Consider the following 7276-nt stretch of genomic DNA (forward strand, 5'->3'; position numbering starts at 1 on the left):
TCAGAGAAATAATACATCCCTTGCGCTCGGCCATGAATATTTAATACTGATTCTTGATCTTCATAAACTACGGCTGAATTTGCAGCACTTGCAGAAAAAAGTGCAGCGATTGCGATCGACGTTCTTGTAATTTTCATTTAATTACCACTACTTGTGTTGTTTGAATCGAGTGAAATTATGAACAGTGGCAATTATTTTTAAAGTGCAAATTCAACCATATTCTATGGATAAATATAAACAAGCCCTCAATCTAAAACATTATGTCCTAGTACTCATATTAGTTGAGATAATCCATCCAAACAGGAGGTGTCCCTATTATTTTTTGAACAGTATCAATGAACAGTTTGGCTAATGGTTGTTGATTTCGGTGAGTATACATTGCATATATTTCTCCTATTGCGGGAAGATTATAATCAGGAAGCAACTGTACAAGATCTTGTTTACTCAAACTCTCCTGAAGAAAGAACTGCCCTATTAAAGCATACCCTAGATCAGATTTTACGGCATCCAGCATTAACTCAGTTTCATTCACGAAGTACTGCCCGTTGATATTATACGTTCTAACGTCGCTTGATGACTGGCTTGGCGCTATACGTAGCTTATCCGCCTTAAAGTTAGCATTAGAGTATATTACTGCTGGCATTTTTATAAGCTCTTCTGGAGAGCTCGGGGTTCCATACTTGTCAATAAAACTCTTCGATGCAACCAGTGCCATATTATTGCTTGCCAACTTACGTACTATCATGTTGGACTCTCGGATTGGTCCGATACGAAACACAACATCAAAACCTTCGTGGATAACATCGACTCGATTATCATCGAGCAGCAGCTCTACAGTAATGTTTGGGTACTGTTTTATAAACTCTTTAACTGCCTGATTTAAGTATGCTCTGCCAAAGAAAGTGGAGCTTGATATTTTCAAGTTACCCTTCGGTTCATCCTGAAATGTAGCAGCAATACTACGAGTTTCAGTTAGAACCTCTCTTACTTTCTTAGCTTGCGCCACCATCTCAACACCTGCATTGGTCAGGGATAGAGAACGTGTGGAACGGTTTAACAGCCGTAAGCCCAATTCATCCTCTAGCTTTTTGATCTGTTTTGACAAAGCTGAACGATCTATATGATTTCTGTCAGCAGCCTTAGCAAAAGTTCCGTATTCAGAGACATCCAGTAGTAATTCAAGTTGGCTTGCGAGATCCACTGCACAATTCCTTATTTAGTTTTTATTCTTTATGTGATGGGAAATGGATTTTACAAAATTAATTTCAATTTTTTATGGTTCAAATTGCATCAGTGAATTGCAAATAATGCACGAATTAAAAACGCTTTAATTTTCGTCGCTATCTTTAGCTTCTGTTTAGTTATTCCTATCTATTATGGCTTATTACATTTAACAATACTCCACGTCTTTAAAACCCTAAACTGACCTTTTTCAAACCAAAAAGTGAGCATTTTGACCAATATTTAATCGTGCATTTTTATCACTACTCTATGTTCGCTGAGGGCCTATTTACCCATAGGTACAATGAATACAATGCCGTTCCTTTTAGTATGAACAGAATCATTTAGGGCGCGACAAATGTTAAAGAAAGTTTTCGGCATTGGCCTTTTATCCGTTTTAGCTGCTTGTGCAGACGAAGAGATAACCAAACAACCTAATACTCCCTTACCTACGATAGACGTCTCCAAAGTCATCTATGAGCCCGTTCAATCGTGGTTCACCTTTACAACAAGGCTTCAAGCACCAGAGAAAGTTTCTTTAATGCCACGCGTTTCCGGAGTTATTGAAACGGTAGAGTTCAAAGACGGACAGAGTGTCAACAAAGGCGACTTACTCGTCACTCTTGATGATCGAACCTTCAAAGCTCAGGTCTCACGACTTGAAGCGCAAGTTAAGAGTGCTCGAGCTGCGCTAGAGCAAGCAGCAAACGAACAAAAGAGAGCCGCTCAACTGGTTAAGCGAAAAGCCATCTCAGCGGAACAAGCAGAGGCCCGAGATACCGCAGTAAAGCAACGCTCTGCAGAACTAATGGCTTTGCGTGCTCAGTTAGAATCCGCAAAGTTAGATCTTGAGTTTACGAAGATATATGCCCCTATTAGCGGCACTATTTCAAGAGCATTCATTACTAAAGGAAACAATGTAAACGCAAATCAAAGCGTTATATCAAACATTGTCTCTAACGATCAGGTATATGCATACTTTGATGTCGATGAGCGAACTTGGAACCGTTACTTCTCGACAATCAATGCCGACTCTAACTTACCTACTCGTCTTGAACTATCTGGACAAAATGGGCAGGAGTTTTTTGGACGCGTTGACTTTGTCGACAACTCCATCAACGAAAACACCGGTACTTTGCAGGTTCGAGCGGTATTCGATGCAACAAAATCAAACTTAAAAGTGGGATCGTTTGGCCGAGTTCAGATATCAACAACCAAACCAGTTGAACGAGTTCTCGTTCCAGAGCGTTCTATTGGCACAGATCTAGAAAACCGCTTTGTATTAACACTCAATGAAGAGAATACGTTGCAATACAGCATCGTAACCTTAGGCGAACGTTACGGAACATTTCGTGCCATCGAGAATGGCTTGAACGCCGACTCAGTTATTGCGGTAAATGGCCCAGCAAAAGTTGGCCCAAATAGCAAAATCACACCAAAAAATGTCACGCTAGATATTAGCAACACTTCATTGATTATGGCTTCAAACTCAACATCGTTGCCAAACAAACGTTTAGCTCAAGACTAAGAAGACAACCGAATGAAATTTGCACACTTTTTTATTCAAAGACCCATATTTGCCTCTATGTTATCGCTATTGATATTAATAGTAGGCGCAATTTCACTTTTACAGTTGCCTGTGAGTGAATATCCAGAGGTTGTCCCTCCTACAGTGGTAGTTACAGCAAACTATCCTGGTGCGAACCCAAAAGTAATCGCAGAAACAGTTGCTACGCCTCTGGAGCAAGAAATTAATGGTACAGAAAACATGTTATATATGTTTTCGCAGGCAACCAGTGACGGCAGAATGACATTGACCGTAACCTTTGCTTTAGGTACGGACTTGGACAAAGCTCAGGTTCAAATTCAAAACCGCGTCACTACAGCTTTGCCCCGATTACCAGAAGCAGTCCAACGGTTAGGAGTTGTTGCCGAAAAAGCCTCTCCTGATCTCACTATGGTTGTGCATATATATTCTCCAGATTCTAGCCGTGAAGTCAGTTATTTAGCTAACTACGCTAATTTAAACTTGAAAGATGAGATAGCTCGGCTCGGAGGCGTTGGTGATGTGCGCCTTTTCGGTGGTGATGAGTACTCAATGCGCTTGTGGTTAAATCCAGATGAGCTCGCTTCTAGAAATCTAACCGTAATGGACGTTGTCTCAGCCGTCCGATCTCAAAACCAACAGGTGGCAGCAGGCTCATTAGGTGCGCAACCAGCCGCTAATGAAAACCAATTCCAAGTTTTGTTGAACGTAAAGGGCCGTTTGGAGAATATTGATGAATTCAACGACATTGTAGTAAAAGTTGACGAAACAGGGGCTTTGACACGTCTTAAAGACGTTGCACGCGTAGAGCTAGGTCAAAACTCTTATGCACTGCGCGCCTTGTTAAATGGTAAACCAGCGGTGGCGATGCCCGTATTCCAGCGCCCTGGTGCTAATGCTATTGAGCTATCTAATCAGGTTCGTTCAACCATGGACCGTTTACAAACAGCCTTTCCAGCTGGAGTTTCATATGAAATAGCCTACGACCCGACCGTCTTTGTTCGTGGTTCGATAGACGCGGTGGTTCATACTCTGCTAGAGGCAATTGTACTTGTTGTTGTCGTAGTTATTCTGTTTTTGCAAACATGGCGCGCGTCTATCATCCCTATCATTGCGGTGCCTGTTTCATTAATCGGTACGTTCGCTGTAATGCAAATGCTCGGAGTATCGATTAACACACTTTCGTTGTTTGGACTTGTTCTCGCCATAGGCATCGTCGTCGATGACGCCATTGTCGTCGTCGAAAACGTGGAACGGAACATCCATAATGGTCTTGCACCACTAGAAGCAACGAAACAAGCAATGACCGAAGTTACCGGGCCAATTATTGCAATTGCATTAGTGTTATGTGCGGTGTTTATCCCGACAACCTTTATTACAGGGTTATCCGGTCAGTTTTATAAGCAGTTCGCACTAACAATTACGATCTCGACGATTATTTCAGCAATTAACTCGTTGACGTTATCGCCTGCTTTATCAGCACTGCTATTACAAGATAAGAACGCAAAACCCGATCGGCTAACCAAACTCTTGGATGCGGTTTTTGGTAAGTATGTTTTTGCGCCATTCAATAGAATTTTTGAGTATAGCTCGAACCAATATCAAGCTCTGGTCAAGAAGCTGATTCGTTTTAGCCTTGTTGTTGTGGTGGTATACATTGCGTTACTCGGGGGAACGGTTTCTCTATTCAAAGCGGTTCCTGGAGGATTCATTCCTCAACAAGATAAGCAGTATTTAGTTGCGATCGCCCAACTTCCAGATGCAGCAAGTTTAGATAGAACAGAGTCCGTTATTAAAGAAATGGAAAACCTCGCGCTGGCAACACCTGGCGTAGCACAAACCATTTCTTTCCCAGGCTTATCGGTCAATGGTTTTACTAACAGTCCGAATAGTGGCATCGTTTTTGTTACGCTTGAGGACTTCGATAAACGAAATGATCCAACTCTCGGAGCAAATGCGATTGTTGCATCTTTGAATAAGAGCTTTTCAATCATTGATGAAGCCTTCGTTGCGATTTTTCCACCACCACCAATCCAAGGACTTGGCTCTACTGGCGGCTTTAAACTTCAAATCGAAGACCGTGCGAACAAGGGGTTTGATGAGCTCTTCAAGCAATTGAACTTGGTAATAAGTGAGGCATCAACAAGACCCGAGCTGATGGGATTATATTCCACATTTCGTATACAAGTGCCGCAGATGGACATCCAAATAGATCGTGAACAAGCGATGCTGCAAGGTGTTCCTCTAGAGCAGGTTTTTGATGCGCTTCAAGTTTATTTAGGATCATTATACGTCAATGACTTCAATATGTTTGGTAGAACATACAAAGTGAATGCCCAGGCAGACATGAACTATCGTCTCGAACCTGACCAAATACTTAACTACAAAGTAAGAAATGCTGCCGGACAAATGGTTCCTCTCGGCGCTGTACTGGAGATCATACCCACGATTGGGCCTGACCGCGTGATGCACTATAACGGCTACCCTAGTGCAGAACTAAACGGCAGTCCTGCTTTTGGTTACAGTTCTGACCAAGCCCAAACGGCTATTGAGGAAGTACTGGATCAAAACCTAGCAGAGGGAATGGTTTATGAATGGACTGATGTAACCTACCAGCAGATTTTGGCTGGTAACACGATGGTGTATATATTCCCACTTGTTGTTTTGTTAGTTTTCATGGTGCTAGCTTCGCAGTACGAGAGTTTAAAACTACCATTCGCTATCATTTTGATCGTTCCTATGACCATTTTTTCTGCACTAGCAGGTGTTTGGTTCATTGGTGGTGACAACAATATATTCACACAAATTGCTTTGATTGTCCTTGTGGCTCTAGCGTGTAAAAATGCCATCTTGATGGTGGAGTTCGCTAAAGAACTTAAAGACAATGGCCAAGATACCTTATCAGCGATTTTGGAAGCATGTCGTTTACGTCTTCGACCGATTCTAATGACATCAATTGCATTTACCGCTGGTGTTATTCCATTAATGATTGGTACAGGGGCCGGAGCGGAAATGCGACAAGCAATGGGTATTGCCGTATTCTCGGGTATGGTAGGCGTAACGGTATTTGGATTACTACTCACACCTGTTTTTTACATGTTAGTGAGTCGAAACAAAAAACGTCAAACACTATAACCATAATATAAATACTCATTTAAATTCATACTAAAGGGAGCTATTGCTCCCTTTTCTTTTGGTTATTAAGTATATTAATAATTTCTAGACAGAGCAGTAGTTATACATGAAACTAATACGCTAATATCTAACTTGGATAAACATTGTGGATTTAGCAAATAAACTACACCTGCTTTTAGAAGTCTCTAAAGCTGGATCTTTTGCAAAAGCAGCAGATGGGATGAATATCGACCGCTCTGTTTTATCTAAACACATCAAGCAGTTAGAAGAGCACTTAGGCGTTAGGCTATTAAACAGAACGACTCGCTCTCTTTCATTAACACAAGTCGGCAAGCAAATAGTAGAAAAAGCAGACCAAATATCTCAACTCCTTGATGATACTCAACAAATAGCGGAGAACTTTCAGACTGAGCCTTCAGGGAAAGTACGAATTTCAAGCTCAACATTATTTGGAAAACTCTATCTACAACCTTCGATAGAGAAGTTTTTACATAAGTACCCAAAAGCAAGTGTTGAACTAATGCTAGATGATCTTCATGTAGACGTGATTAGAAGTAATTTTGATATTGCTTTTCGAATCGGACCTATGAGGGATTCATCAATGGTAGCAAGAAAATTAGCAAAAAATACGACTGCAATCATTGCTTCTCGAAATTTAATTGAAAAACATGGTAACCCAGAAACGCCGGATGAGTTAGTTAAGCTACCTTTTATTATTTATTCAAATGGTAATTTTATTGTCGATAAACTTAAATTCTACGACAAAGCAAAATCAGATGGTTTAGATACATACCCAATATCAGGGTCATATATGGTAAATGAAGCTGAGCTAATAATTGAAAGCGTAAAGTCAGGTCTGGGCGCAGCACTTATAGGTCAATTTATGCTTCCTAACAACCTAGAGTCTTCTAATTTAGTTCAACTTTTACCAGAATATGAAACTCAAGATTTTGGTGATATTTATGCTATGTACTCACACCGTCAGCAATCACCATTGGTTAGGGCATTCATTGATATCGTTCAAGAAGAAATTGGCATACCACCAATATGGGAAAAGCATTTCAATAAAAGCTAGGTGATTCTATTTAACCAAAATTAACATAAAATAAAAAATCAAATAAAATCAAATAAAATCAATAAATTAAACCAGCAACGTTTAATATTCATCGAAGTTTAATGTTAGGTGAATTAAGTTCCATTCTAAATGGCGCTTAATTCACTAAATATAAAAAATTCTTGATTTATAATACTAACAAATCCATCACCTATACAAGTTACGATGTATATTGAAGAAAAACACACCTCGGTCACTAGTTTGTTAGTATATAAAATATCTTATCTTATTTTTTTGGTTATTTATACGTTAGCAACGAT

4 protein-coding genes are annotated in these 7276 nt (G+C 40.2%); 3 read left to right on the forward strand and 1 reads right to left on the reverse strand.

Annotation, left to right across the window (positions count from 1 at the left end; all coding sequences use genetic code 11):
- Window positions 1–277 precede the first annotated feature (277 nt).
- The gene (locus IQR33_RS25515) at window positions 278–1201 is read right to left on the reverse strand and encodes a LysR family transcriptional regulator (protein WP_005377321.1); all 924 of its coding nucleotides are present in this window, start codon (window positions 1199–1201) and stop codon (window positions 278–280) included.
- A gap of 378 nt (window positions 1202–1579) precedes the next feature.
- Here IQR33_RS25515 and IQR33_RS25520 point away from each other — a divergent pair, with 378 nt between their 5' ends.
- The 3 genes from IQR33_RS25520 to IQR33_RS25530 all read left to right on the forward strand — a co-directional run bounded on the left by IQR33_RS25520 (window position 1580) and on the right by IQR33_RS25530 (window position 6977).
- Window positions 1580–2749 carry an efflux RND transporter periplasmic adaptor subunit gene (locus IQR33_RS25520; protein WP_054579512.1) on the forward strand — a complete coding sequence of 390 codons (1170 nt, stop codon included), beginning with the start codon at window positions 1580–1582 and terminating at the stop codon, window positions 2747–2749.
- Between the two features lie 12 nt (window positions 2750–2761).
- Window positions 2762–5902, forward strand: a complete 3141-nt coding sequence (locus tag IQR33_RS25525) for an efflux RND transporter permease subunit (RefSeq protein WP_054577000.1) — start codon at window positions 2762–2764, stop codon at window positions 5900–5902.
- A 145-nt stretch (window positions 5903–6047) separates the two neighbouring features.
- Complete coding sequence (locus tag IQR33_RS25530; RefSeq protein ID WP_025768139.1) at window positions 6048–6977, forward strand: LysR family transcriptional regulator; 930 nt, start codon at window positions 6048–6050, stop codon at window positions 6975–6977.
- The last annotated feature ends 299 nt before the right edge of the window (window positions 6978–7276 follow it).

The organism is Vibrio sp. OPT46, assembly GCF_015163535.1.
Classification (GTDB): Bacteria; Pseudomonadota; Gammaproteobacteria; order Enterobacterales; family Vibrionaceae; genus Vibrio; species Vibrio alginolyticus.